Source organism: Pseudomonas sp. Q1-7 (assembly GCF_028010285.1).
GTDB lineage: Bacteria > Pseudomonadota > Gammaproteobacteria > Pseudomonadales > Pseudomonadaceae > Metapseudomonas.
In genome coordinates this window covers 2084747-2108627 of sequence record NZ_CP116304.1, presented here as the reverse complement: position 1 = coordinate 2108627, position 23881 = coordinate 2084747, and the positions used below count along the sequence as shown (strand labels likewise).

The following is a 23881-nucleotide window of genomic DNA, read 5'->3' as shown; positions in this document are numbered from 1 at the left end:
CCGCCTTAACTTGATCCTCGAATATCTCCTGAAAGGTTGGTCACGAGCATGCCCCAATCCGCCCTCTCACCCTGGAGTCCGCTGCGCCAAACCACCTTCCGCTGGCTGTGGCTGGCGAGTATCGCTTCGAACATCGGCACCTGGATGCATGAAGTTGGCGCCGGATGGCTAATGACTTCACTGTCCGCCAGCCCGATGAATGTGGCACTGGTCCAGGTCGCCGGTTCCGCGCCCATGTTCTTTCTTGCACTGCCGGCTGGGGCTCTGGCCGATATCGTGGACCGACGACGCTTTCTGTTGCTCGTGCAGATGTGGATGGCTCTGGTAGCCATGTCTCTGGCGCTGCTGACGCTGGGCGGGCTGATCACGGTACCGCTGCTGTTACTGCTGACCCTCGGCATGGGTATCGGTACGGCCTTGATGATGCCCGCCTGGTCGGCCCTGATCCCTGAGCTTGTGGGCAGGGCCGAGCTACCCGCCGCCATCGCCCTGTCCAGCGTAGGAGTCAACGTGGCGCGCGCCGTCGGCCCGGCAATAGCCGGGGTACTGGTCAGTCTGAGCGGGCCCTGGGCGACCTTTGCCCTCAATGCCTTGTCGTTCTTCGCAGTGATCGCGGTCCTTTTTTTCTGGCATCGTGAAATTGCCCCGGCGGTCATGCCGGCTGAACGACTGTTCGGAGCGATGCGTGCCGGCTGGCGCCACAGCCGAGCCTCCAGGCCGCTGCAAGCAGTACTGGTTCGCGCCTTTGCATTTTTCTTTGGCGCCAGTGCGGGTATGTCGCTGCTGCCGCTTATCGTGCGGACCGAGCTGCATGGCAGCGCAACTGACTTCGGTCTACTACTCGGCTGCGTAGGTATCGGGGCTGTCGCCGGGGCCATGCTGCTGCCACACCTGCGCCCGCGTATGGGCGCCGACTGGCTGGTTGCACTGGCCAGCCTGCTGTACGCGCTGGTAATAATCGCCCTGGCTTTCGTGCGCGACCTGTACCTGCTGATCCCGGTAATGCTGCTGAGTGGCGGAGGCTGGATCGCCGTGCTTTCCAGCCTGCAGGTAGCGGCACAAACTTCGGTGCCGAGTTGGGTCAAGGCTCGAGCACTGTCGGTGTACATACTGGTGTTCTTCGGCAGCATGGCCACCGGCGGCATGCTCTGGGGTTTCGTCGCCAGTCACAGCTCGATCCCTCTGGCCCTCTGTGCCGCAGCCGCAGCCTTGCTGCTGGGTGTTGGCGCCACAGCCTGGTTCAAGCTGCCGGTTACCGATGCGGAGGACCTGGCGCCCTCGCTGCACTGGCCCGTGCCGATACAAGTCGCCGACCAGGATCCTGATCGCGGGCCCGTCATGGTCACCCTCGAATACGACATTGCCCCCGAGCATTGGTCGGCCTTTCAGGCGGCCATGGCCGAAGTGCGACGCATGCGCCAGCGCAATGGCTCGTTTTCCTGGGGGCTGGTGCAGGACGCCGAGAACCCGCGCATTTGGTCCGAATTCTTCTTCGACGAGTCCTGGCTCGAACACCTGCGCCACCACAGCCGGGTCACCCGCGCCGAGCAGCGCATCGAGGCCGGGGCCAGGCGCTATCAGACCGAAGGCATCGTGATTCAGATCCGCCACCGGTTATCCGGGCGGGCAGGCTGAGCCGGTGCAGCCTGCTGCGCCCGTTGCGCTCCCAACCTCAGCCCTTCGCGAAGCCACGAGACCGCAGAATGAACATCAGCATGGCGACCGCCGGCGGCAAGGCAGACAAGCAGGCGAAGGACGCCCAGCCAACGTACTCGTAAAGCGGGCTGGCGATCAGCGAACCCAGGGCTCCGCCAACGAAGATGCTGGTCATGTACACCGCATTCAGGCGAGCCCTGCTATTTGGATCAAGGGTGTACACCTCACGCTGACCGAGCACCATGTTCAACTGGACGGCGAAATCCAACAGTACGGCAGTGACAACCATCCATGCCCAATCGCCCCCTGGTAGCGAGCCGGCAAGCAGCGCGAGAGGCGCCAGCAAGAGCGCGAAGGCGGTACTACGGATACTGTGCCCAGCGTCAGCCAAACGCCCGGCGATGGGCGCAGCGATGGCGCCTACCGCTCCGACCAGGGCGAAGATCGCGACCTCGGTCTGGCTGAAGCCGTGCTGACGGACCAGCTCGATGGGCGCGATGGTCCAGAAACTACTGAAACTGGCGAACAGCAAGCCCTGGTAGAGAGAACGTTCTCGCAGTACCGCGTACCTCCGGACCAGCGTGAATACCGAAGCGATCAGAGCGCCATAACTGGCCTGATGCGCCGGCACCCGACGCGGGAGTAGAACCCCCATGACCAGCGCCATCACTGCCATCAAGGCTGCCGCACTGTAGAACACCCCACGCCACCCAAAGGCTTCAGCCAGCGTGCTGGCCAGCGGACGGGACAGCAGGATTCCCAGCAGCAGGCCACTCATGATGTTGCCTACCACACGGCCACGGGACTCTTCCGGAGCCATGTGCGCGGCGAGTGGCACAAGGATCTGCACGGCTACCGAGGTCAAACCAATCAGCAGCGCGCTGACGAGAAACAGAGTGGGTGTTTGGCTGAACGCGGCAGCCGCCAGGCAAAGAGCCGCGGCGAAGGTGAATCCGACAAGCAGTCGCCGGTTCTCCAGCAGATCTGCCAGGGGCACAAGGAACAGCAGGCCAAGGGCGTAGCCGAACTGGGTCAGAGAAACGATCAGGCTAGCGTGAGCGCTCGAAAGACCAATGGACGGAGCGATCAGCTCCACGATCGGCTGCGCGTAATAGAGGTTGGCGACTACTGCGCCGCAGCAGAATGCAAGAAACAGCACCAGGGATCTGGACAATGCTGGCGTCGCAACGGCGAACGCTGTGCTGGAGTCGGCGGTTGCGGGGTTACCAGAAGACATGGCGAAACCTCATCGGGTGGGTTGAGAGTTGGCGGCGCCAGACTAAGTCGCCCACCGGCAATTCAGAATCCGGCTGCCGCACAACACACCAATGCGATTTACGCAACGCTGCACTGACATTCGCCGCCGCGTTGAACAACGCAATGCCCTTCCCTGTAGGGGCGATTTCAATCGCCAGGCGGGCCGCAGGCCTGCTTGGAGCCCGCAAGGGGACGCTGCGCGCCCCCTTGGCGAATGAATTCGCCCCCACGATGTGGCTCGTCAGAAGGCGAAGCAGGAGCAGCCCAGCGCGCCCCAGAAGCCCTGGTAGTCGCTCACCGGCACGCTGGACTGGCGCGCTCGCTCATGACTGTGGGCATGCACGGCGCAGGCGCCGACGCACTGGTGCACCTGGGCGGCAAGGGGTGCGGCGGGCTTCCAGTGGCCGGGCACCATGGCCACCGGCGACCACTCGGGCAGCACCGGCACTTGCGGCGGGCCGAGCTTGTCGAACTCGGCGGCGGCATGGACCACCTTGCCGTCGACGATGGTCAGCACCGACTCGATCCACTTGATGGCTTCCTCATCGACGCTGAAGTAATCCGCCGACAGCGCCGCGAGATCCGCCAACTGGCCCACCTTGATCTGGCCCTTCTTGCCCTGCTCGCTGGAGAACCAGGCGCTGCCGTGGGTGAACAGCTCCAGCGCGGTGTCGCGGGACAGGCCCTGTGGATAAAGCTCAAGGCCACCCACGGTGCGCCCGCTTACCAGCCAGTACAGTGAGGTCCAGGGGTTGTAGCTGGACACCCGCGTGGCGTCGGTGCCGGCGCCCACCGGCACGCCCTCGCTGAGCATGCGCTGGATGGGTGGGGTCTTTTCGGCGGCCTTGGCGCCATAGCGGTCGACGAAGTACTCACCCTGGAAGGCCATGCGGTCCTGGATGGCAATACCGCCGCCGAGGGCGCGGACGCGCTCGATGTTCTTCGGCGAGATGGTTTCGGCATGATCGAAGAACCAGGGCAGGCCGTTGAAGGGAATGTCGCGGTTGACCTTCTCGAACACCTCCAGCATGCGCGAGATGGATTCGTCGTAGGTGGCGTGCAGGCGGAAGGGCCAGCGCTGCTCCACCAGGTGGCGCACCACCGGTTCCAGTTCCTGCTCCATGGTCTGCGGCAGGTCCGGGCGCGGTTCGAGGAAGTCTTCGAAGTCGGCGGCAGAGAACACCAGCATCTCGCCGGCGCCGTTGTGGCGGAAGAAGTCGCTGCCGTCACCAGGCTTGACCACCTTGCTCCAGTTCTGGAAGTCCTTGAGTTCTTCCTTGGGCTTCTGGGTGAACAGGTTGTAGGCGATGCGCACGCTGAGCTGGCCCTGGTTGGCCAGTTCCTGGATCACCTGGTAGTCGTCGGGGTAGTTCTGGTAGCCGCCGCCGGCGTCGATGGCGCTGGTCAGCCCCAGGCGGTTGAGCTCGCGCATGAACTGGCGGGTGGAGTTGACCTGGTACTCCAGCGGCAGCTTCGGCCCCTTGGCCAGAGTGGCGTAGAGGATGGTGGCATTCGGTCGGGCGATGAGCATGCCGGTGGGGTTGCCGTTGCCGTCGCGCTGGATCTCGCCACCGGGCGGGTTGGGGGTGTCCTTGGTGTAGCCCACGGCCTTGAGGGCGGCGCGGTTGAGCAGAGCGCGATCGTAGAGGTGGAGGATGAACACCGGGGTGTCCGGCGCGGCGCGGTTGATCTCCTCCAGGGTGGGCATGCGTTTTTCGGCGAACTGGAATTCGTTCCAGCCGCCCACTACGCGTACCCACTGCGGGCTGGGGGTGCGGTCGGCCTGGTCTTTCAGCATGCGCAGGGCGTCGGCCAGGGAGGGCACGCCTTCCCAGCGCAGTTCCAGGTTGTAGTTGAGGCCGCCACGGATCAGGTGCAGGTGCGAGTCGTTGAGGCCGGGGATGACGGTGCGCTGCTTGAGGTCGATGACCTGGGTGGCGTCACCGCGCAGGGCCATGGCTTCGGCGTCGCTGCCGACGGCGAGGAAGCGGCCGTCCTTGATCGCCACGGCACTGGCGGTAGGCTTTTCACGGTCGACCGTGTGCAGGCGGCCGTTGAACAGGATCAGGTCAGCGGTCATGGAACCCCCTTGAGTGCTGGCATGGGTGGAGCCGGTGTCACCGGCGAAAGGCAGTGCGGACCAGAGCGCGCCGGCGGCGCCGAGCACGGTGCTGGCGGCGAGGAACTGGCGGCGGCTGTTGCTGGATGGGTCTTTGCTCATGGAACCCTCCCTGGACTCAGCGTTGACTGAGCCAGCCGGCGAAGAAGCGGGTCACCGGCGGCATGAACAGGTAGACGACCAGCAGCACGATGCTGGCGGTGATCACCACGTTGCTGGCGACGTAGCCGCCGAGTACGGGCCAGAGGTGGAACAGCGGTTGCCAGAGCAGTGGCACGGCGAGGGCCAGCGGCAGGATCACCAGGAAAGTGACGCAGGCCTGCTTCCAGCGCAGTGGTTGGAGTGTGTCGACCGGCGTGAACCAGAACTCCGCGTCGTCGTGGACCAGCGGGTGGTCACCCTCCTCCAGGAATGGCTGCACTTCCTCGATCAACACAGCTCGTTCGGCCGAGTCAATCCATGCTTGCAACTGCGCAGCCTCGGCGAAGCGCACCACAGTAGTGAACGTCGCGCCCCCGCCGTCCGGACGGATCACATTCACTCCCAGGTGACCAGGCTGGAGCCGTGCCGCCTTGACGGCCTTACGCAGCCAAGCTTCGTACTGCGACAGCGAGCCGCCGCGAACCTTGTGCTGGATCACCAGAGTCACCACGCTGTTCAGGTCGATGCCTTCAGTGCTCATGGGCGCTCCATAGGCTTGTTCGTCGATGCCGCTAACTATGGCGCCCTCCGTAACCCCGGGATTGGACGCATGTGCTGCAGCAGAGCGCCTCCACGTAAACACGCGTTAACCAGGATTAACCCGCATTAACTGGCTCACCGCATCGCCTCCCCCAAAGATCGGCCCTAGACAGTCGGAACAGGGAGAGGATGAGCATGCTACAGCCCAAGATCGTGACCGCGATTTCCGCGGCGGCCCCCATCCAGCGGTGCCTTGCGCCCTGGCAACTTGAGCGAGCCCTGACGCTGTTGCTGAAGCATCTGGACAGCGGTATTGATGTGACCACCCTGGCCGCCGCATGCTGTCTCTCCCGTAGCGACTTCAGCCGCAAATTCAAGGCCAGCACCGGGCATTCGCCGCAAGCCTGGCTACGGGTGCAACGGGTCGAAAAGGCCAAGCGACTACTGGCAGAAGCGCGCCTGCCGCTGGCAGAGATCGGATTGGAATGCGGGTTCTGCGACCAGGCTCACTTCTGCCGAATCTTCGGCCGCCTGGAAGGCATCACGCCGCAGAGCTGGAGGCGCCTGGCGAGCTGAGCACATAGGCACGGGCGGTGTTGGGTACCCGGTACGCCAACCCACACTCCCCCTGTTCCACTATCAGGAGCGACTTGTCCGCCAAATGGTGTACGGCGGCAAAGATGCACGCCGGGCACAGTCGGGTGTCATCCAGCAAGGCCATCGCCGATTCCAAAGTGAATGCACCCTTCATCCGAGCCAGCAGGCGCAGGCACAGCTGCTCGCGGGTGCCCAACTGGCCGAAGCTCCAATCGTAAGTGGCACGCAAACTCTGCTGACGCACGGGCGCGGTCCGCCGTCCAGGCATCATCAGGTGGTACTGGGTATCGAGTAGCGCTGCCAATTCGGGGAGCCCGAGAACACCCACCTGCCGTGCAGCTATCTCGATGGCAAGGGGAATGCCATCCAGGCGTCGGCAGATTTCGATGATGGCTCGAACCTGCGCCCGACGCAGTCGAAGGCACTGCGAAACCTCCCGGGCTCGCTGCACAAACAACTGTACTGCCGAACAGGTCATGGCCTGTGCCAAGGACACCTCGTCCCGCTCAGGCACCTCCAGTGGTGGCAAGCGCAGCACGTACTCACCCTCGGCACGAAGCGGCTCGCGGCTGGTGGCCAGCACGTGCAGTTCCGGATGTGAGCACAGCAGGTGTTCCACCGCTTCTGCGCAGACGTTCGCCAAGTGCTCGCAGTTATCGAGCAGCAACAACGTAGGTTGACCCGTCGGCTCGTCGAACATCCGCGCGAGGTTCTGGTGCAACAACGCACCATCGGAATCCGCCGACAGATCGACAAAATAGGTGAAGGTAAAATGTGATCGGGCCTGGTCGGCAGCGTGGATCGCCAGCGACGTCTTTCCCATCCCACCCGCTCCCACCAGCGTCAACAGGCGAGTACGTGGCAGTTGCGCGACCAAGTGCCGGATATGCTTCTGGCGCCCCACCAACCCCATCAGCAGCACCGGCAGGTTGCTCAGCTGCGCCTCGCGAGAGCATGTCCCTGGCGACTCCGCCAGCGTGTCGACCACGCCGACGAAGCCGTATCCACGCAGGGGTACGTTGGCGATGTAGCGCTCGCCGGTCCGTCCCTCGCCGAGGGCCCGGCGCAGCGCAGCGATGTGCACCCGCAGGTTGGTCTCCTCCACCACGGTTGCGCCCCAGACCTGGGCGATGATGACGTCTTTGCTGATGATTTCGCCGGGCCGCGCGATCAGAACCTGGAGGATGTCCAGGGCTCGGCTACCGATACGCACGGGACGGTCACCTTGCAGCAAGCGGCGCTCGTATGGGTAGAAGCGGAAGCGCCCAAACTGCAGGATCGTGTCAGTGCGAAAATCGGAAACTGCGCTCATCGGCCATTCATCTCTTGCGTCGGTGGGGCGCGCTGGGCCGGGACTCCGGGCGACACCGCGACGACGGCGAAGCAGGTACCGGCAGGAACTGGCCACCCAAACCTGTCTGGCGCCAATCTACCCAGCCCGATCGAGGGCGAATAGAACGTTTGCGCCCTCGCCTGCGCGACGTGTCGAGCACATCTGTCCAAGAAATGCCTCGCCATGGGAATCCATAGTTTTGGCGTACCGTCGGCCCTGTAGCCGGCGATCCCTCGCGCAAGAGTTGCGCACATCACCCAAGGAGATACGCCCATGGCCACCGCTTCGGCCGTTCCCGGCAAGACCCTGTTGGATCCAACCGACCACACCCTGATCATGATCGACCACCAGTCGCAGATGTCCTTCGCGACCAAATCGATCGACGCGGTTACCCTGCGCAACAACGCCGCGTTGGTCTCCAAGTCAGCCAAGGAGTTCGGTGTTTCCACCATTCTTACTACCGTCGCCGAAAAGAGCTTCTCGGGCCCGATCTTCGACGAGATCAAGTCGGTTTTCCCTGACCATCACGTCATCGACCGCACCAGCATGAACACCTGGGAAGACCCGCGCATCGCCGTCGAAGTAAACCGTTTCGGCAAGCAGAAAATCGTACTGGCGGGTCTTTGGACCTCCGTATGTATCGTCGGCCCGGCGCTTTCCGCTCTGGACCAGGGCTTCGAGGTCTATGTGATCGCCGACGCCTGCGGCGACGTTTCCAACGAAGCCCACGAAATGGCCATGCAGCGCATGATTCAGCTCGGCGCACGCCCCATGACCTCGCTGCAATACCTGCTTGAACTGCAACGCGACTGGGCCCGTGGCGAAACCTACGACCAGACTGTGAAGACCTCCATCGAGCACGGCGGCGCCTATGGCCTTGGCCTGATCTACGCCAAGACCATGTTCAACGCCAGCGAAGGCCACTGAGCCCAGGCGGGGAGCGGTTCTGCCGCTCCCTTCCGCGGTCAGCCGGCCCCAGCGGCCGTATTCCGTTCCAGCGATCCCTTCCACAGCAACGCCAGCTCTGCCAGTAGCGCCAAACCAATCGCGGCTCCAGCAACTGCGAACAACAGGCCATAGTGCCCTTGGCTAGCACTGAACATTGCCGAGTAGGCGTAACCCGCGATGGCCTGGAAGCTCGCAAAGGACACCGTGGCACGGCTCCAGGTGGTGTTCTGCGCCACGCGCCCGGGAACCAGTTGGTGCACTCGCGCCAAGGCCAGGGGTACGATGCCCGGTGGAAACGATCCTATGACCACACTGGCAGCACCGAGAGTTATCAGGTTCCGGCTCTCCAGCAGGCACCCCAGCGCCACCAGTTGGATCAGCAGCACCCAGCGAATGGCCGAGCGGGCGCCCACGTGGTCGGCGACGAAGCCATAGATCACGGGGCCAACGATTGCACCGATACCATAGAGCGTCCAAATCAGTGCCCCACCGTGAATTCCAGCACCCAGGCCACGGCTGACGTAGTCGACCAGGAACATCATCGGCGCCACCAGGCCGGCAGCCATCAGCGCGTACTGAACGAACAGCACCTGAACGCCCAACGAGGCCTGATGCTTCGTTTCGATAGGTTCGGATGGCGCGTGCAGATGCTCACGAGGCCAGCCGAACCAGCTGCTGGCACTCAGCAGCAGGGCCAATGCGCCCAATCCCAACCAGGTCAGTTGCAGCCCGTGTGAAAGCAACAGCGGCACCAAGGTACCTGAGGCGGCAATGCCCAGGCCAATGCCGAGAAAGATCGCACCGCTGGCCAGGCCACGACGCTTGGCCGCCACATGCGGCAGGATGCTGGTGGCCGCCAGGACCATGATCACCCCGCCGGAAATGCCCGAAACCAGGCGCCATGCAAAGAACCAGACCTGGGACTGCGGCCAGGCACAGGCAAAGAACGACACCGTGACCAGAAGCATCATTCCCCGCAACACCGTGACATTCGACCAGCGCGCCGCAAGCGGCCTTCCAGCCAACGCACCGATCAGGTACCCAGCGAGGTTGGCGGCCCCCAGGTAGACCACGGCCGTGGCGGGGAACCAGTGTGCGTCGATCAGGGCCGGAAGGAGCGGCGTATAGGCGAAACGTGCGAGGCCGATTCCGACCAGACTGGCACACAGGCCGGCCCAGATTGGCAGCCACAGGGAACCTCGATTCGCGAGGCGGGAAGTATCGGTACTCATGCTGACCCCGTTGCACCCTTTGGCGGGTGGCAGTAGTGGTGACGGGGTCATCATAAGCATCCACCGACATGTAATAATGCAGCGATTTCGATTGCCTTACATGCGTTTTTGCATCAGCCAGGAGAGCCTCGCATGAACTGGGATGACGCCCGCGTGTTCCTCGCCCTCTGTCGTGAGCAGACCCTGCGTGGCGCGGCCCGGGTACTCGCGGTGGACCAAGCAACTGTCGGCCGACGTTTGGCGTCACTGGAAAAAGCGCTGCAAGCCACCCTGTTCCTGCGCACCTCCGCCGGCTACAGCCTGACCTCGGCCGGTGAAGTCGCCATGGCTGCTGCGCTGAACATGGAATCCTCGGCCGCCGAGCTGCAGCGGCAGATCCTCGGCATGGACCAGTGCCTGAGCGGCGTGGTGCGGGTTACCTCCACCGACTCCTTCGCCATCGACTACATCATTCCGGTGATCGCCGAGCTACGCAGGGAACATCCTGGCATCGAGGTACAACTGCAAACTTCGACGAAAATGCTCAACCTCACCAAGCGCGAAGCCGACATCGCCGTGCGAACCCATCAACCGGAGAACCCGGAACTCATCGTGCGACGGCTGGCACGCTGGGGTAGTGCACTATTCGCCTCCGCCGACTATGTGCGGGCACGCGGCATTCCAGAACCCGGCACCGCCTTCACCGGCCACGATCTAGTGGTCTACCAGCCGTACCTGGACAGCGGCAAGGACGTGTTTCTGGCGTCGGAGCCGATCATCCACGGACGCATCGCCATGACCTGTACCTCCGGCATGATGGTCCGCCGCGCCCTGATCAATGGCCTGGGAGTGGGCGAGGTCCCGGTTCCCCTGGGCGAGCTCGATGGACTGATGCGCTTGTGGCCGGAACGCGCGCCTCTCCCCTATGACGTCTGGCTGGTGACCCATAAGGACGTACGCCACACCGCGCGGGTACGCGCGGTGATCGACGCTATCGCCAAGGCATTCAGCACAGCGTCCAGCCCAGCTACTGAATGAACGGGACCTGGCTGGCGCGCTGGTAGGGGCCATAGACCACCGGCACCCAGTGAAAACCCTTGTCCTCAGCGACCATGTGGCCGATGCCGGGAAACGCCAAGTGTGCAGCCTGCGGTTGCGCCGCGGCCGATATCGACGCCAGCAGCAGCACGCCAGCTAGTAAGGGAAACCTGAGTGCGGAACGGTGAACCGGCATGTCTACGCGCCTCCACGGAAAATGGTCCGGCCATCCTCCGACCAGACTGCCAGTATCTCTTGTACGTCTGTGCTATGTCGGTGCGCGCATGAACTGAATCATGCGCTCGCGTAGCCAGCGCTCGGCCGGATCGTTGTCATGAGCGGAACTCCAAACCATCGACAACTCCGCCGGCCTGATCTCCAAGGGGGCATCCTCGGCACGCAAGCAACTGTCCTGCACAAGGGTGCAGGCAGCGTAATCGGGCACCGTAGCGATCATTTCGGTATTGCGTAGCAGTGCACGCAAACTACCGAACTGAGGCACCGCAAGCACCACGCGGCGGCTGCGGCCGATACGCTCCAGATCGAGATCAATAGCGCCGCTCAAATCGCCAGAGAACGACACCATCACATGAGGCCGCGCGCAATACTCCTCTAGCGTGAGCGCTCCAGGACGGTTGTCGGCGCGTAGCACCTTTACGCCGATATCACGCAGTTTTCGGCGCTTGGCGTTGGCCGGCAGGTCGGTTGTGTAGCTCACGCCTACGGTGATCTCGCCCGAGGACAGCAATGACGGAATCAGCAGGTAGTTGGCACGGCGTACCACGACAACAATGTTCGGCGCTTCCTCCTGCAACTTCGCGAGCAAAGCCGGGAACAGGCCGAACTCGGCATCGTCGGACAGACCGAGGCGGAAGATGTTGCTGCTGCTGACCGGGTCGAAGGTCTTGGCCCGACTCACTGCGGAGGAAATCACATCCATCGCCGGACGCAGCTCCTCCAGTATGTGCAACGCCCTCGACGTGGGCTCCATGCTCCGTCCGCTGCGCACCAGCAGCGGGTCGTCGAACAGATCGCGCAGACGGCCAAGGGCGGCACTCACGGTAGATTGGGTGATGAAAAGCTTCTCGCCGACGCGGGTCAGGTTCCGCTCGATCATCAACGACTCGAAGATCACCAACAGGTTCATGTCCAACCGACGCAGGTCATTTCGATTCATGGTCCATCGCTCCCAAGGCTGGTACATCAATCGAACACAGATGCGGCCACCCTTCCTGTACAGATGTGCTCGACCGAAGCAGGTGCTATTCGGGTCTTCCTTCCATGGAAACGTTGCCTAACCGCTCACTCAGCCATGCGCCGGGTAGTCGGTGTAGCCACGATGGTCGCCCCCAAAAAAGCTTGCCGGGTCGGGCGTATTGAGGGGTAGCCCCTCGCGCAGACGACGGGGCAGGTCCGGATTGGCGATGAAGGGTCGGCCGAAGGCGATCAGATCCGCACGCCCATTGGCGAGCGCCTCTTCCGCACTCCTTGCGTCGTAGCCGCCGGCCAGAATCAATATGCCGCGCCAGGCGTTGCGCAAGTCACGGATGATGAGATCCCAACGCGGATCCACCTGCTCGTCCTTCACGGTGCCCACCATCATCGGCTCGACCAAGTGTAGGTAGGCCAGTTCGTACTTGTTGAGGCCTTCGACGATATGGCCGAACGTCTCTTCCGGCGTGTCGTCGCCCATCCCCATAAAGCGGCCCATTGGCGTCAGGCGCACGCCAACACGATTGGCGCCCACCTCATCGACCACCGCCTGGACGACCTCGAACAGCAGTCTGGCCCGGTTCCGATAGTGGCCGCCATAGGTATCCTGCCGCTGGTTGCTCTGGCTGTTAATGAATCGGTCGATCAGATAGCCATTGCCCGCGTGAATCTCGATACCGTCCATGCCGGCGCGCATCGCGTTCCGCGCGGCCCGACGATAGTCTTCGACGATGGCGCGGATGCCCTCTAGGGTTAGCTCTTGAGGTACCGGGATTTCCCCCCAAACACCCTGCCCGTTCTCGTCGACGATAAAAGTCTTGCCCGGCACCGGTAATGCGCTGGGCGCCACCGGCAATGCGCCGCCTGGCTGGAAGCTGGGGTGAGAAACCCGACCGACATGCCAGAGCTGCATGAAGATCACCCCTCCGGCATCGTGCACGGCATCGGCCACTTCGCGCCAACCTTCGACCTGATCCTGACTATAGATACCCGGCGTCCAGGCATAGCCCTGGCCCTGGCGGGAAATCTGCGTCGCCTCGGTGACGATCAGCGCAGCACCAGCGCGCTGGCGGTAGTACTCGATGTTGAGCGCAGTCGGCACATCGCCCGGCTGGCCCGCGCGCGAGCGGGTCAGCGGCGCCATGGCTACACGGTGAGGCAAGGTGAAAGGACCGACCGCAATCGGCTGGAACAGGTTCAGGTGCATTTCGGATACTCCGGGACAGGGTTGGGACTTGCCCACCGAATGCGCCGGCAGGCGGTGGAACGGGAGGTGGTCATCGATCTCACGGGCGGACGGGTAAAGGGCGCGCCCAAGGGAGCCGTCAATCTCCGGTACGCGATGCGCTTTCAGTGAGGTGTTCCGGCCAGGCATGGCTTTGTCCTCCGATTGGGAGGCAATCTATGCTTGCCCCCGCCAAGTGATAATCCAGCCAGTTCGGTTAACTTCGTTGCGAATGACGCAAAGGTGGTTCATGGACAGTTTTGCTGCACTCAAAGCATTCGCCGCCACCGTGGAGGCAGGCGGCTTCGCGTCAGCCGGCAGGCAGATGGGGGTGGCGACCTCTTCCGTCACCCGGCAGGTGGATGCCCTGGAGCAACACCTGGGTACGCGGCTGCTCAATCGCTCGACTCGACAGGTCACGCTCACGGCGGCGGGCGAGAGCTATTACGAGCACGCGGTGCGTCTGCTGGCGGACTTGGAGAGCGCCAACCTGGAAGTCAGCGAGGCGGAAGGACCGCCTCGCGGTCGGCTCCGTGTCAGCCTGCCGGTTGCCTTTGGCCAATTGCATATCGCACCTGGCCTGCACGACTTCAACCAGCGCTACCCCGGCATCACCCTGGATCTGGTGCTGTCCGACGATGTAGCTGACTTGGTGGAGCAGCGGCTCGATCTCGCTGTTCGCCTGGGCGGCGTGGACTCACCCCAGGTCGTGGCCCGGAGAATGGCTCCCCAGCGCCGCTTGCTCTGCGCCAGCCCGGAATACCTGCGTCGCCACGGCACGCCCGAATTCCCTGCCGACCTCGTACACCACGCCTGCCTGACGTTTGCCTACGCGCGCGGTAGCCGCCTCTGGCAGTTCAGCGGTCACAGCGAAGAAAGCGTGCGTGTGAGTGGTCCACTGCGTGCCAATAACTCGCAAGTACTACGCGAGGCTGCGCTCAACGGCATGGGCCTGGTCCTGATGCCCAGTTGGCTCCTTGGAGAGGACATCGAGGCTGGCCGGCTGCAGGTGGTGCTTCCGCAATGGAAAGCAGGACTCGACAGCGAGGATGGCGGCGTGTACGCCCTGTACTTGCCCAACCGGCGCGGTTCGAAGAAAGTCCGCGCATTCATCGATTTCTTTACCGAACGCTTCGGCAATCCGCCCTACTGGGACCAATCAAGCCCCTGACGTGGCCCACCGAGCTACGGACTGAAGCGTCCTCGGCAGCCAGACAGACTCGCAGACAAGCACCTGCCCTTGGAGAAGCCCACCAATGCCCAAGTCCAGCGATGTTCCATCAGCCCACACTGCAGACGCAGGCCCAGTCAGATCCCAGCTCATTGCCAGCCAGTATTCGATCCTCCGCAATAGCGACCGAAATCCGGACCTGAACAGCATCCTGAATATCCCTTGCAGCGACAGTTTTTCGGTCATCATCCAGCTCGAAGATTTCGCCTCACACCGTTTGTGGCGCGGAGGCCAGTTGGCCTTCAAGGGCGGCCATGTCAGGGAAAGCACTTCCATCGCCTACCTCGGCGAAGAGGTGAGATGCCAGCACCTCGCCCCCTATGACAACCTGCGCATCAACCTCCAGCGTGCACAGCTCGAGGAGGTCCTGTACGAGGAAGGCATCAGCACGCGCATCGCCCTGAACTGCCCGCCAGGAACCCTTGATCCCGTCACTTATCACCTCACCCAATCACTGCTGCCCGCTCTGAAGATGCCAAGCCAGGTGAATCGACTTTTCGTCGAACAAGTGGTCCTCGCACTGTGCACGCACATCAGCTCGCAATACGGAAACGTGGGCAACTGGCAGGAACCGGTAAGGGGACTTTCCACACTGCAGGTGACACGCGCCAAAGAGCTGATTGCCAATCACTTGACCGATGGCCTCTCGGTTGCCGAACTGGCACAGGAGTGCTCGCTCTCCCGTAGCTACTTCACCCGCGCATTCAAGCAGAGTACCGGGATTACACCCCATGAATGGCTGCTGAAAATGCGTGTTGAAAAGGCCAAGCAATTGATGCTGCACACTCAACTCAACTTGTCGCAGATCGGCCTGGACTGCGGCTTTGCGGACCAGTCCCATTTCTCCCGAGTGTTCCAAAGGATCGCAGGCACCTCCCCGTCCAGATGGCGGCGCTTCCATGGGGCGGGCGATCAGGACTGACCGAGGCACCGTTCGTTCAAGCGAGCACACAGGTACAAGAAACGGACAGGAGTACGCGCCATCGTGGTGCCAGCCCATCAACCTTGGAAGGTATCGCCATGTCCCACTCCTCGACCGACCGGGCCCTGCTGTTCCTGCGCGTGTCCGGCAGCCTGCTTCTGCTCTGGGTTCATGGCCTGCCGAAACTGCTGAACTTCAGCCACGAGCTGACCGTAATCGAAGATCCGCTCCACCTCGGTGCCTTGCCAACGCTTAGCCTGGCGATCTTTGCCGAAGTACTGTGTCCATTGCCGATCATCCTCGGCGTACTAACGCGACTGGCGTGCCTTCCAATCCTGGCAGTCCTGCTGGTTTCGGTGGCCATCGTGCATCCGCAGTGGACACTGGCCGAAGGGCAGTTCGCCTGGTTGCTGTTGATCATATTCGTCACCGTGTTCATCGCCGGCCCAGGTAACCTGTCTGTGTCCGGAAGGTTGCCAGGACGGAAACCAGCGCCTGCATGGCTCACCTGAGTGATCAGCCCATGGCCCGACTCGTGTTCCGGAGCCACTCTCCCCCGCTGAAATACCTCGCACTGCTCTTACCCCTGATGGGAACAGGTGATGCCCGAGCGGAGCCTGCTGCCGATTCGCTGGCCAAGCCGTGGTGGTCGTTGCTCGGCCGCAACTACTTTCTGCACAACGATTTCCGCAGCGATTCACCCAGTGGCCAGAACTACCGCCAGGAATGGGCTCAGGGTTTCATCGGGGAGATACGCTCCGGGTTCACGCCTGGCACCGTTGGGATTGGAGCAGATATCCACGGCTTTCTCGGGATGAAGCTGGACGGCGGCCGCGGTCATGCGGGCACCGGGTTGCTGCCCCGCGACAGCGATGGCCGCAGCGCCGACGACTACTCCAGCGCCGGTGGCGCCCTGAAGCTGCGGATGGGCCAGAGCCTGATCAGATATGGCGAGATGACGGTGGCGACGCCGGTATTCGATACGGCGGACAAGCGCCTACAGCCCGAATACGCCACCGGTTTCCTGTTCGACGCTGAAATGCAGAACCTGCGCTTCCAGGCAGGGCGATTCACGGCCTTCAAGAATCAGGACGCCAGCTCGGGCCGGGGCGATTTCAGCGGCTACGGCGCCACCACCAACGGCAGCGCCATCAACCTGGCCGGCGCCTCCCTTGCCCGGCCTGGTCCCTTTGGCGGCGCGATCTACCTGGGGCAGTTGGAAGACACCTGGCGTCAGGGCTACCTCAACCTGAACCTGCAGCAGACGCAATGGGTCGTCGACGCCAGCCTGTACAAGACCCTCGACCAGGGCGCGGCGCACGCTGGCCCCATCGATACCCTGGCCTACAGCCTGTCTGCGAAGTACCTGTCCGGCGCCCAGGCCTTCACCCTCGCCTATCAGCGGATCGAGGGAGACACGCCCTTCGACTTCGTCGGCGGCGACTCCATCTACCTGGCCAACTCCATCAAGTACGCCGACTTCAACGGACCCGGCGAACGCTCCTGGCAGGTTCGTTACGATCTTGACATGGCCCTGCTGGGCATCCCTGGCCTGACCTTCATGACCCGTTATGTCAGCGGTCGTGACATCGACGGCACCAACGCCCCGGCCGGCGGCGCCTACAACCCCTTCGATCCGGCCACCGGCCGCTTCGTGCCGCAGCAGGGCCGTGATGGCAAGCACTGGGAGTGGGATATCGACCTGCGCTATCGATTCATGTCCGGTGCAGCCAAGGATCTCTCGATCAATCTGTCCCACGTCAGCCACCGGGGCAATTCGGCCCAGGCCGGTGACGACATTGATCGTCTGTACCTCATCCTGGAATACCCGCTCAAAGGCTGGCTGTAGCGGTAAGGTCACTCTCCTCTCCCTGGTTTTTCCCGGCGTTTTTCAACAGAATCGGTCAATAGCAGCCGGTCTCAACCGGTAACTATCGACCATGAGAGGCATTTACAGCAGGGAAAATAGATCTGCCGCTTTTCTCCTTCGAACCCATTAACTTATGGGTAGTTTATTTAGGCTATTCTGCGGGCTCATCAATTATGAAGCCCAGGATGCCAAATGGTAGGCTTCCCTGCTCCAGCGTTTGATTTATTGCATCGCTTAAATGAATGTTTATTTCGCTGACCAGCATCTCATTCTGTAGTGGTCTACTGATCCCGGACACCGATTTAGGCGAAAATCCTCGCCGTGAAAGAGGTGTCTGATGAACAAGCAACGACGTACGTTTTCCGCCGAGTTCAAGCGAGAGGCAGCGGCCTTGGTACTGGATCAAGGCTACAGCCATATCGAAGCCTGCCGTTCGCTGGGCGTCGTGGACTCGGCATTACGCCGCTGGGTGAAACAGCTCCAAGATGAGCGCCAGGGAGTCACCCCGAAGAGCAAGGCGCTGACGCCCGAGCAGCAGAAGATCCAAGAGCTGGAAGCCCGGATCAACCGGCTGGAGCGGGAGAAAGCGATATTAAAAAACCGCCTCCCCGGCGCACCGCGCCCCATTGGGCTAGAAACACGACCACTACACTGACAGCGCTGGACAGTGGTCGTCTGCTTTTTGGAGGCTCAGTCCCCGTCAAAAAACCTGACCCAGGGGAAGCTGCGGACCCGTGAGTGGTGGCGCGTTTCGTGACCCCGTTTAGGAATGTGATCTGATCCGAGTCCCCGTCCAGTACATCCGGTAAGTGGAGGGTTCTCATGAAAACGTCCAGTTCACAGCGGCAGGGTCTGCCAGTGATTCACCAGCGTGCAGCCGGCATCGACATCGGATCGCGCTTCCATGTGGTGGCCGTGCCCATCGATCTCGCCGAAGAGCCGGTGCAAACCTTCAAGGCGTTTACCGCCGACCTGGAGCGCATGGCCGCTTGGCTGGTCGAGCTGGGCGTCACCACGGTGGCGATGGAGTCGACCGGGGTGTATTGGATTCCGGTTTACGAGATTCTCGAGAGCCACGGTTTGCACGTCGTGCTGGCCAATGCGCGCGATGCCCGCGCTGTGCCTGGGCGCAAGACCGACGTCAACGATGCGCAGTGGATCCAGCGTCTGCATGCCTGTGGCTTGCTGCGGGCCAGTTTCCATCCCGAGCGCGAGATCGCAGCGTTACGCAGTTATCTACGTTTGCGCGAACGCCACCTCGATTACGCCGCGGCGCATATCCAGCACATGCAGAAGGCGCTCACCCACATGAACCTGCAATTGCAGCATGTGGTCGCCGACATTACCGGGGCCACCGGCATGCGCATCATCCGGGCGATCGTCGCCGGCGAGCGCAACGCGGCGACACTGGCAACCCTGCGCGATACCCGCTGCAAGTCGAGCGTTGAGACCATCCAGAGTGCCCTGGTGGGCAATTACCAGCCGGAACATGTGTTTGCCCTGGCGCAGGCATTGGCCATGTACGACGCCTATCAGGCGCAGCTTGAAGTCTGCGACCAGCAGATTGCCGAGAGCCTGCAGCGGCTCGCCCGGCAGCGCCCCTCACCCAGTGAACCGCTACCGAAGCCACGCCACCGCGCGCGACAGCCGAACGCGCTCAACTTCGATGTCCGTGTCTTGCTCTATCAACTGGTCGGCGTCGATCTGACCCAGATCCACGGCATCGGCCCCTACCTGGCACTGCGGTTAGTCGCCGAGTGCGGTACCGATCTGAGCCGCTGGCGTACCGCCCAGCACTTCACCTCCTGGCTGACCTTAGCGCCGGGTTGCCGGATCAGCGGCGGCAAAGTGCTCTCGGCACACACGCGCAAGACCAAGAATCGGGTGACAGCCCATCTCCGGTTGGCTGCCGTAACCACTGGCAGAACGAACACGGCGTTGGGCGCTTTTTATCGACGCTTGTCGGCGCGTATCGGCAAGGCCAAGGCGGTGACCGCCACGGCGCGCAAGATCGCCATCCTGTTCTACAACGCGATGCGCTTCGGCATGGCTTATCAGGATCCGGGAGCCGACCACTATGAGCAAAAATATCGTGAGCGCGTGGTCAGAGGCCTGCACCGGCGAGCAGCCGAATTCGGCTTCACGCTACAGGCCGTCGAAGGTGTTTCTTAGGAAGGCTACCGCTCTCTTGATGTCAGACGAACTCGATCGTACGCGCTGATAGACCAGTTGAGTGAGCAGGAGCCGGTAGAGGTGGTCTGTTCAGCCTTCGATGTGGCGCGCTCTTGCTACTACGCCCATCGTCTTCGATGTCGCCGTATCGATGCTCGCCGCGTGGCGCTACGCAGCCAGGTCAATCAGTTGTTCAGTCAGAGTCGAGGCTCGGCCGGAAGCCGGAGCATCTTGGGCATGCTGCGCGAGAGTGGCGAGACGATTGGCCGTTTTCGTGTACGCCGGCTAATGCGTGAACTGGGCCTGGTCAGCAAGCAGCCGGGCTCGCACGCCTACAAGCAAGCCACTGTTGAACGACCAGATATTCCGAATCGGCTGAATCGCGAGTTCACGACCGAAACTCCCAATCAGGTCTGGTGTGGCGACATCACCTATGTCTGGGCGCAAGGTCGCTGGCATTACCTGGCCGCAGTGCTGGATCTACATACCCGTCGGGTAGTTGGCTGGGCGTTCTCGGCCAAACCGGATGCCGAGTTGGTAATCAAGGCCCTGGACATGGCTTACGAGCAACGCGGCAAGCCACAACAGGTAATGTTCCATTCGGATCAGGGCAGCCAGTACGCCAGCCGCCTGTTCCGCCAGCGGCTGTGGCGTTACCGGATGCAGCAGAGCATGAGCCGTCGGGGTAATTGCTGGGACAACTCGCCGATGGAGCGCCTGTTCCGAAGCCTGAAGTCGGAATGGGTACCAACGACCGGATACCTGACCGCCCAGGAAGCTCAACGGGACATCAGTCATTACCTGATGCACCGTTACAACTGGATCAGGCCGCATCAGTTCAACGACGGACTGCCACCTGCGGTGGCCGAAGAAAAACTTAACCCACTGTCCGGAATGGGTTGACCACTACACTTGTGCCACGAAAGAATGATCGTTTATTTTTCGCACAACTCTGTAGTACGCCCTATAGCCACGCGACTTTAGACTTCCTACGATTTTTTCAAGCTGACGCCCCGGCTTCCGGGGGTCGACTACAGTGAATTGCGGAATCTCACTCGAGCCACACACACTACGCGGATAAAGGTTACGCAGCCCCTCTAAACGCTTTGATCTCTTGATAATTCTGACAGCCTGCTCATCAACAAGCCGTTCCTCATACCCATATAAAGACTCAGCTTGCTTCAACTCAAATACGGCTCTACTTAGCGCCAACAGAATCGACTGAGAACAGCCCGCCCCTATCTGAGGGAGTATGCACTCACTCTGCTGGCCCTCCCTAATTGCCAAACAAAAAAAAGAAGAAAACACATCAGCGAGGTAGCCTGGAAGCACTCAACTCTCAGGCTCGTGTAGGGTGGATGACGCTCTCTTCATCCACCGCTTTCCAATGCACTCACCCCACAGACTCAAGGAAGACCCATGTCCAACTACCGCCGTGCACGGATGCCGGGCGGCACGTACTTCTTTACCGTCAACCTGCGTGACCGCCGCGACGACCTGTTGGTGCGTGAGATCGATCTGCTGCGCACCGTGGTCGGGGCGGTGAAACAGCGTCACCCCTTCCATATCGATGCCTGGGTGGTACTGCCCGACCATATGCACTGCCTCTGGACGCTACCTCCGGGCGACAGGGCCTATGCGGATCGCTGGAAGGCCATCAAATTCGCCTTCTCCAAACGGTTGGCGAATGCGGAACTACGCACCGCCACCCAACAAAAGCGTGGCGAACGCGGCATCTGGCAACGCCGCTATTGGGAACACCTGATCCGCGACGATCTCGATTACCAGCGGCATTTCGATTACATCCACTTCAATCCGGTGAAACACGGCCACGTGCGGAACGTGCGGGACTGGCCGTATTCCAGTTTTCATCGAGCCGTGCGGGATGGGATTTATCCGGTGGATTGGGCGGGAAGTGCATTGGAAGACGATGCAGGCACCTGGGGCGAGTGAGTGCGGGTTGGCTTTGTTTGGTGGATGAAAAAAGCGTCATCCACCCTACGCGGGGTCAAATTTCGCGATCTTCAATCGGCAAAATCCCACAGCGCAACTGCATTGCCCCTCCCCCGCTCTGCCCATAGCCTCTGTCCCCGGCGCCTAAGAAACGCTTACTCACCTAGCGGTCCGACCGCTCCCGAAAGCTCAGCGGCTTTTTTGTGCCTGCGGCATACTCGCGCCCGCACAAAACCTCTGTTCTGCCGGGAGTGGGCTAATACAACACCCGAAAGGGAAATACGTCCGGCCCTCTAGGTGGGGTTTCTTAACTCCCGGCGCCACAGCCTTAAGAAAGCTGATTGAGACCTAGCAGAGGTAATGGATATGCCCGAACTTCCCCCGCTTCACCCTTCCTGCGAACAGGACGCCGAAGTCCTGATGCCCAGCCTGTTCGTCCGCCATAAGCGCCAACTGCGCGCCGTGGTGCTGGACGATGAGCCCTGGTTCGCCGCCAGCGACCTGGCCCGCTTGATTCACCATCCGCTGATGCCGGAACGGGTGCAGCGCAACCTGGACGACGACCAGTTGCAACACGCCTGGATGCGCGACGGCCATGGCGAGTATCAGGAAGAAATGCTCATCAGCGAATCCGGCGTCTATGCCGTGCTGATCCTCTATTACCACCCAGAGAACCGCTCCATCCGCGAATGGATCACCCAGCAGGTGGTGCCGCGCCTGCGCCATCAGGCGCGCATCGGTACGCAACTGCCCTACCGCGCCCTGCTGCAATGGCGGGACCGGGAGCTGGAAGTGCTGCAGTGGCGAGGCACGACCTGGGTGCAACTACGCGATTGCCCTCAGTTGCTGCCGGTGCCGCCGCACGTGATCGGCTGAATCGCGAGATAGACCGACCAGCGTTTCACCGAAGTACCGATCCCATCGGACCGTAGTCGATGGGATTCGGACTCGGCGTAAGTAAAGTTCATCTGCGTCGTTAACTGACTCGGGCAATCGTTTCGAGCATCTCGCAATGAACGGGATATTCGCCCCAGAGATTGTCTGACAATTCCGATTTCAGGTCACCATATTTACAAGATAAAAGCCCCCACTTTATTTTTAGGCAAATCATGCAAAAGACACACAGACAATCATCTAACAGTGCATGAAAAACAGTAACCCATATTACGTCACGACCAGGCCCCGCCCTCCAAAATCAATTAAAGAATCAATATGAAAACTATCATCGAGATTAACACCGAGCCAAAACTCATCTAGATATTACCAATGGCTACCGCTTCATTCCCGGCAAAAACCTCATACTAACGATCAGCGACGATATCGCTTACAGGGATATGATGTTGATCAATCTGGAAGCCGATCTGCAATAGAAACAAGCAGTCCGCTGGAGTAAAAGACTTTGAACGCGATGATTGAAGAAAAACAAGGACGCATGGCCATGATCTTGGCCATGATCATTTCGGGAACCATCGGGTTCTTTGTGATTTCATCAGAACAGAACCCGTTCAACGTGGTGTTCTTTCGCTGCGTGATAGGCGGCGGCGGGCTCATCCTATATTGCCTCTGCAAAGGTTTCTATCGACCCCTACATATCACCCGAAGGCAGTGGGTATTCCTGCTGCTGGGGGCACTTAGCCTGATATTCAATTGGGTCTTTCTATTTTCAGCATACAAACTGACCAGCATTGGACTCACCACCATCATCTACCACTTACAACCATTCTTTCTGCTGTTCAGCAGCATGATTTTCATGAACGAAAAAGTCGGGCGTTCCAACCTGATCTGGCTGATACTGGCATTCGTTGGACTGGTAATCATTGTCCTGCCTGAAGATGCGACCGTAGATCGGCAGTTTTATATCGGCTGCCTCAGTGCATTGGTAGCGGCCGTCTTGTACGCCGTTACTACATTGCTGACACGGAAGATTTCCAACGAATTGCGCCCGGAAGTGATCGCAAGCAGTCATATGGTTATCGGAGCGCTCATCTTCCTTTTCATCGCCGACTTCACCGTTCTCCCGACAACCCAAGCCCATTGGGGAGCCCTCATCACACTTGGATTATTCCATACAACGTTCATGTATCTGCTGCTTTATACGGCATTTAAGAAAGCCTCCACTACAAGCCTGGCAGTGTTCAGTTTCTTCTATCCGTTGGTCGCTCTCATCGTCGACTACTTTGCCTTCGAACACCTAATCAGTATCAGTCAGGGCCTGGGCGCAGTTCTGATCCTGACGTCGGGACTTGCGTACAACTATGGCTTTGTCATTCCAGCCTTGGAAAAGCGCGCAGACGAAGTGACGCAAGTCAATCCGAAAGTAAAGGACGACAAGGCATGAGCCGCAATTATGTGAAAACGCACTTAACGTGCGGGTATTCGATGTTGACCGGAAGTCACCATTGCAAGACTCCCCTCGGCTATCCGCATAGTTGAATAATCGAGGGGGGACGGCAGGG

The 23881-nt window shown here is 61.2% G+C and carries 21 protein-coding genes and 2 pseudogenes; 14 read left to right on the top strand and 9 right to left on the bottom strand.

Going from position 1 to position 23881, the window contains the following annotated elements; genetic code table 11:
• Positions 1–48 precede the first annotated feature (48 nt).
• The gene (locus tag PJW05_RS09815) at positions 49–1635 is read left to right on the top strand and encodes an MFS transporter (RefSeq protein WP_271411521.1); all 1587 of its coding nucleotides are present in this window, start codon (positions 49–51) and stop codon (positions 1633–1635) included.
• A 37-nt stretch (positions 1636–1672) separates the two neighbouring features.
• Here the strand turns inward: PJW05_RS09815 and PJW05_RS09810 are convergent, their stop codons facing one another.
• The 3 genes from PJW05_RS09810 to PJW05_RS09800 all read right to left on the bottom strand — a co-directional run bounded on the left by PJW05_RS09810 (position 1673) and on the right by PJW05_RS09800 (position 5714).
• Complete coding sequence (locus PJW05_RS09810) at positions 1673–2893, bottom strand: MFS transporter (RefSeq protein ID WP_271411520.1); 1221 nt, start codon at positions 2891–2893, stop codon at positions 1673–1675.
• Between the two features lie 261 nt (positions 2894–3154).
• The gene (locus tag PJW05_RS09805; RefSeq protein WP_271411519.1) at positions 3155–5134 is read right to left on the bottom strand and encodes an amidohydrolase; all 1980 of its coding nucleotides are present in this window, start codon (positions 5132–5134) and stop codon (positions 3155–3157) included.
• A 16-nt stretch (positions 5135–5150) separates the two neighbouring features.
• Positions 5151–5714, bottom strand: coding sequence for an antibiotic biosynthesis monooxygenase (locus tag PJW05_RS09800; protein WP_271411518.1), 564 nt, complete (start codon positions 5712–5714; stop codon positions 5151–5153).
• 194 nt (positions 5715–5908) lie between these two features.
• Here PJW05_RS09800 and PJW05_RS09795 point away from each other — a divergent pair, with 194 nt between their 5' ends.
• Positions 5909–6289: a helix-turn-helix domain-containing protein gene (locus PJW05_RS09795; RefSeq protein WP_271411517.1), complete on the top strand. Its 381-nt coding sequence runs from the start codon at positions 5909–5911 to the stop codon at positions 6287–6289.
• Here PJW05_RS09795 and PJW05_RS09790 read toward each other — a convergent pair.
• Positions 6255–7622, bottom strand: coding sequence for an ATP-binding protein (locus PJW05_RS09790; protein ID WP_271411516.1), 1368 nt, complete (start codon positions 7620–7622; stop codon positions 6255–6257). The genes PJW05_RS09795 and PJW05_RS09790 overlap by 35 nt on opposite strands.
• 294 nt (positions 7623–7916) lie before the next feature.
• Between PJW05_RS09790 and PJW05_RS09785 the strand changes: the two genes are divergently transcribed.
• The gene (locus PJW05_RS09785; RefSeq protein WP_271411515.1) at positions 7917–8570 is read left to right on the top strand and encodes a hydrolase; all 654 of its coding nucleotides are present in this window, start codon (positions 7917–7919) and stop codon (positions 8568–8570) included.
• 38 nt (positions 8571–8608) lie between these two features.
• On the opposite strand, the gene PJW05_RS09780 is transcribed toward PJW05_RS09785, so the two are convergent.
• Positions 8609–9823, bottom strand: coding sequence for a YbfB/YjiJ family MFS transporter (locus PJW05_RS09780; protein ID WP_271411514.1), 1215 nt, complete (start codon positions 9821–9823; stop codon positions 8609–8611).
• Between the two features lie 132 nt (positions 9824–9955).
• Here PJW05_RS09780 and PJW05_RS09775 point away from each other — a divergent pair, with 132 nt between their 5' ends.
• Entirely contained in the window at positions 9956–10840 is an 885-nt protein-coding gene (locus tag PJW05_RS09775; protein WP_271411513.1) for a LysR family transcriptional regulator, read from the top strand.
• Here the strand turns inward: PJW05_RS09775 and PJW05_RS26730 are convergent.
• The 3 genes from PJW05_RS26730 to PJW05_RS09760 all read right to left on the bottom strand — a co-directional run bounded on the left by PJW05_RS26730 (position 10830) and on the right by PJW05_RS09760 (position 13259).
• The gene (locus PJW05_RS26730; protein ID WP_442969222.1) at positions 10830–11036 is read right to left on the bottom strand and encodes a hypothetical protein; all 207 of its coding nucleotides are present in this window, start codon (positions 11034–11036) and stop codon (positions 10830–10832) included. The genes PJW05_RS09775 and PJW05_RS26730 overlap by 11 nt on opposite strands.
• Before the next feature lie 72 nt (positions 11037–11108).
• Positions 11109–12017 carry a LysR family transcriptional regulator gene (locus tag PJW05_RS09765; RefSeq protein ID WP_271411512.1) on the bottom strand — a complete coding sequence of 303 codons (909 nt, stop codon included), beginning with the start codon at positions 12015–12017 and terminating at the stop codon, positions 11109–11111.
• 129 nt (positions 12018–12146) lie between these two features.
• Positions 12147–13259 carry an alkene reductase gene (locus PJW05_RS09760; RefSeq protein ID WP_271411511.1) on the bottom strand — a complete coding sequence of 371 codons (1113 nt, stop codon included), beginning with the start codon at positions 13257–13259 and terminating at the stop codon, positions 12147–12149.
• A 268-nt stretch (positions 13260–13527) separates the two neighbouring features.
• Here PJW05_RS09760 and PJW05_RS09755 point away from each other — a divergent pair, with 268 nt between their 5' ends.
• The 7 genes and pseudogenes from PJW05_RS09755 to PJW05_RS09725 form a co-directional block, all read left to right on the top strand.
• Entirely contained in the window at positions 13528–14448 is a 921-nt protein-coding gene (locus PJW05_RS09755) for a LysR family transcriptional regulator (protein WP_271411510.1), read from the top strand.
• Positions 14449–14533: 85 nt separating this feature from the next.
• Positions 14534–15430: an AraC family transcriptional regulator gene (locus tag PJW05_RS09750; RefSeq protein ID WP_271411509.1), complete on the top strand. Its 897-nt coding sequence runs from the start codon at positions 14534–14536 to the stop codon at positions 15428–15430.
• A gap of 98 nt (positions 15431–15528) precedes the next feature.
• Positions 15529–15942, top strand: a complete 414-nt coding sequence (locus tag PJW05_RS09745) for a DoxX family protein (RefSeq protein ID WP_271411508.1) — start codon at positions 15529–15531, stop codon at positions 15940–15942.
• Positions 15943–16019: 77 nt separating this feature from the next.
• A complete protein-coding gene (locus PJW05_RS09740) occupies positions 16020–17279 on the top strand; it encodes an OprD family porin (RefSeq protein ID WP_271411507.1) in 1260 nt (419 codons plus the stop codon).
• 358 nt (positions 17280–17637) lie between these two features.
• Positions 17638–17898, top strand: a pseudogene (locus PJW05_RS09735) (transposase); the annotation flags it as partial.
• Positions 17899–18122: 224 nt separating this feature from the next.
• Positions 18123–19472 (top strand): IS110 family transposase, encoded by a 1350-nt coding sequence (locus PJW05_RS09730; RefSeq protein ID WP_442969162.1) that lies wholly within the window; start codon positions 18123–18125, stop codon positions 19470–19472.
• Positions 19473–20375 (top strand): annotated as a pseudogene (locus PJW05_RS09725) (IS3 family transposase); the annotation flags it as partial. It lies immediately after the preceding gene.
• A 3-nt stretch (positions 20376–20378) separates the two neighbouring features.
• Here the strand turns inward: PJW05_RS09725 and PJW05_RS26725 are convergent.
• Positions 20379–20780 carry a YcaO-like family protein gene (locus PJW05_RS26725; protein WP_442969249.1) on the bottom strand — a complete coding sequence of 134 codons (402 nt, stop codon included), beginning with the start codon at positions 20778–20780 and terminating at the stop codon, positions 20379–20381.
• 111 nt (positions 20781–20891) lie between these two features.
• Between PJW05_RS26725 and PJW05_RS09720 the strand changes: the two genes are divergently transcribed.
• The 3 genes from PJW05_RS09720 (at position 20892) to PJW05_RS09710 (ending at position 23763) form a co-directional block, all read left to right on the top strand.
• Positions 20892–21425, top strand: a complete 534-nt coding sequence (locus PJW05_RS09720; RefSeq protein WP_271411506.1) for an REP-associated tyrosine transposase — start codon at positions 20892–20894, stop codon at positions 21423–21425.
• 366 nt (positions 21426–21791) lie between these two features.
• Complete coding sequence (locus PJW05_RS09715; RefSeq protein WP_271411505.1) at positions 21792–22301, top strand: BRO-N domain-containing protein; 510 nt, start codon at positions 21792–21794, stop codon at positions 22299–22301.
• A gap of 532 nt (positions 22302–22833) precedes the next feature.
• Positions 22834–23763, top strand: coding sequence for a DMT family transporter (locus tag PJW05_RS09710; RefSeq protein ID WP_271412196.1), 930 nt, complete (start codon positions 22834–22836; stop codon positions 23761–23763).
• Positions 23764–23881 lie beyond the last annotated feature (118 nt).